The 2,769-nt window shown below is 70.7% G+C and carries 2 protein-coding genes and 1 pseudogene; all 3 read right to left on the bottom strand.

Annotation, left to right across the window (positions count from 1 at the left end; translation table 11 throughout):
* The coding region (locus tag ABF821_RS20670; protein WP_415531431.1) for a response regulator at nt 1–467 on the bottom strand (467 nt) is incomplete at its 3' end.
* On the bottom strand, nt 464–2,563 hold the full coding sequence (locus tag ABF821_RS20675) for a response regulator (protein WP_415531432.1): 2,100 nt from the start codon (nt 2,561–2,563) through the stop codon (nt 464–466). The genes ABF821_RS20675 and ABF821_RS20670, both read right to left, overlap by 4 nt.
* Before the next feature lie 9 nt (nt 2,564–2,572).
* Nucleotides 2,573–2,769, bottom strand: a pseudogene (locus ABF821_RS20680) (methyl-accepting chemotaxis protein); the annotation flags it as partial.

Raw genomic sequence — 2,769 nt, forward strand, 5'->3', positions numbered from 1 at the left:
CCCCCCCCCCCCCCCGCCGCCCCCCCCCAATCCGCAGGCCGCGCCCGGACCCGCGCCTGTGGGCTGTTTTTCAACGGGGGGGGCGCGCGCCCCCCCCCGCCGGGGGCCTCGACCGGCCAGCCGGCCGGCTTCTGCACCACCGACAGCGCACCGGAGCGCAGCGCGTTCATCGAAATCCGCAACGCCGGATCGGTCGAGGAATCGCTGACGATCACGATCGGCGTCGGGCACTCGGCCATGATGCGCCGCGTGGCCTCCAGCCCGTCCATGCCGGGCAGCCGCACGTCCATCGAAATCACGTCGGGCCGCAGCATCGGCACCAGGCGCAACGCTTCCTCCGCCGTTTCCACCGCTTCCAGCAGTTCAAGCCGTGGATCGTCGCGGATCAGCCGCACCAGCACATGCCGGACCACCGCCGAATCCTCCACCACCAGCACCCGGACGCGCGGCCTGGCCCCCCCGGTCACAATACGCCCCGGATGATGTCCAGCAATTCGCCCTGCTCGAATCCCTGCTTGGTCACATAGGCCCGGGCTCCGCCTTCCAGTCCGCGCCGTATATCGGCTTCCTCATTGCGCGAGGTCATCAGCACCACCGGAATCCGCGAAAGGCGCGGGTCGGACCTGACCGCGTCCAGCAATGCGAAACCATCCATCCGCGGCATCTCCACGTCCGTCACAATCACGTCGATCCGGCGTGACGACCGGTGCAGCAACGACAGCGCCTCGACACCATCCGTCGCCAGCAGCACATCATAACCGTGGGTCTGAAGGATCGTCTTCTGGAGAGTCCGTGTGGTAATCGAATCGTCAACCACCAGAACGGTCGGCACATGCCGGGGCGCCATCCCCCCGCCCTCCGGCACCGCATCGTCGGCCCCGGCGAAATACCCGCCGGTCGCCCCCGCCTTCTGCCACCGCTCCAGCAGCGTATCGGGGCTGAGCACGAAAACCGGCCGATCGCCGCGCGGCCAGCCGACGCCGGGGATCAATTCACTGTCCAGCCCCACCGCCTCGGCGTCGGAAATATGCAGGGTCCGCACCTCGCGCATCCGGTCGACGGCAAACCCGCAACACCCGCCGTCCGCCATGCCCAGCACCACGACCGACAGCGCCCCGTCATGCACCGGCAGCGCCGCATCCGGCTGACCGAGGAAGGCGGCCAACGGCGCCACCGGCACCAGCACGGCCGCGCCGGCCCCACCGCCCGCCACGGCCCGCCGCCGCTCCAGAGAGAAACAGGCCCGGCCATCGACCATGCGCACATCGGCCTGCCGCACCCGCGTCAACCGCTCGATCACCCGCCCCGGCAGCCCGACCGTCATCTCCCCGGCCTCGACCACCAGCGTCGTGCGCTGCCGGCGCGAGACCGGCACGGCCATCGTCACCACCGTCCCCCACGGACTGCCCGCTTCCATGCGGACCGAGCCCTGCAAGGCCCGCGCGGCCTCCGCCACCACCGACAGGCCCATCCCCCGTCCCGCAATCCGGTCGGCCGCCGCCCTGGTGGAAAAGCCGGGCGCGAACACCATGCCCAGCAATGTCTCGGGCAGGCGCGGATCATCCGGCTGCATCAAACCCTGACGCACCGCCCGCGCGGCGATCGCCTCCAGGTCCGGCCCCCGCCCGTCATCGCTGACCGATACCAGCAGCCGCACGCCCAGCATCCGCACCGACAGCGTCAGCACCGGCTCCGCCGGCTTGCCTTCCGCCCGCCGCCGGGCCGGGCTTTCCAGCCCATGGATAATGGCATTGCGCAGCAGATGGATCACCGGGTCGCGCAGCGCCTGCATCACCCGCCGGTCGGCCCGCACCTCCATGCCCAGCAGGCGCACCGTCACCTCGCCGCCGCCATGCTCGCGCGCGATCTGCCGAACCATGCCGGTCAACGACCCGAAAACCGTCCCGGCCGGCACCAGCGTCACCGCCCGCACCTCTTCCTCCAGCCGCATCATGGCCCGGTCGGCCTGCCCCGCGATCCGCCCGCGCTCGCGCGACAGGGCGGACAGCGCACGGGTCAGCCGCGCCAGTTCCACCGCCGGATCGGTGGCCGGCCCCACCCGCCGCGCGGCCGTGGCGGTCAGATCCTCCAGATCCGCCCACAACCGCTCCTGCCGCTCGGCAATGCCCATCATGTCATGCACCACGCCGACCAGCGCATCGAGGCGCGACACCGGCACCTGCACATAGCTGTCGGCCACTTCCTCGCGCGCTGGCGGGCTCGCCGAGCCCGGCTCAGGCTCGGCCGAAGGCTCCCCGACATCCTGCATGCGGGCGTCGATCTGGTCCATCGCCGCGCCGATGGCCGTCAGATCCTCCGCCGTCACCGGCTGCTGCCCGTCCAGCAGCCCGAACAGCCGGCTCTCAAGCGCGTGGGCGATGGTCTCGATATCCGCGCGCTCGACGACGCGGGCCGCCCCCTTCAGCGAATGCACGCGCCGGAAAATCTCGCTGATCCCGCGCCCATCCAGCGGGCCGGCGGCCAGAATATCCCGCACCACCCGCAGATGGTCGCGATATTCGGCATCGAAGACCGCCAGAAGTTCCTGTCGCAGAGCCTCCACGGCCGGCCGTCAGGTCCGGTAACGGGCGGAAATGGCCAGAAGCTGGTGCGAGAGGCTGCCCAGATTGCTGGCCGAGGCTTCCAGGTTGCGGGTTCCCGCCGCCGTCTGCTGGCTGGCCTGACGGATGCTCTGCAACGCGGTCATCACCTGCTCGATGCCGATCTGCTGCTGGTTGGTCGAGGCCACGATCTGCTGGAAGGCATTCA

The sequence above is a fragment of the Gluconacetobacter sp. genome (assembly GCF_047721585.1).
Classification (GTDB): Bacteria; Pseudomonadota; Alphaproteobacteria; order Acetobacterales; family Acetobacteraceae; genus Gluconacetobacter; species Gluconacetobacter dulcium.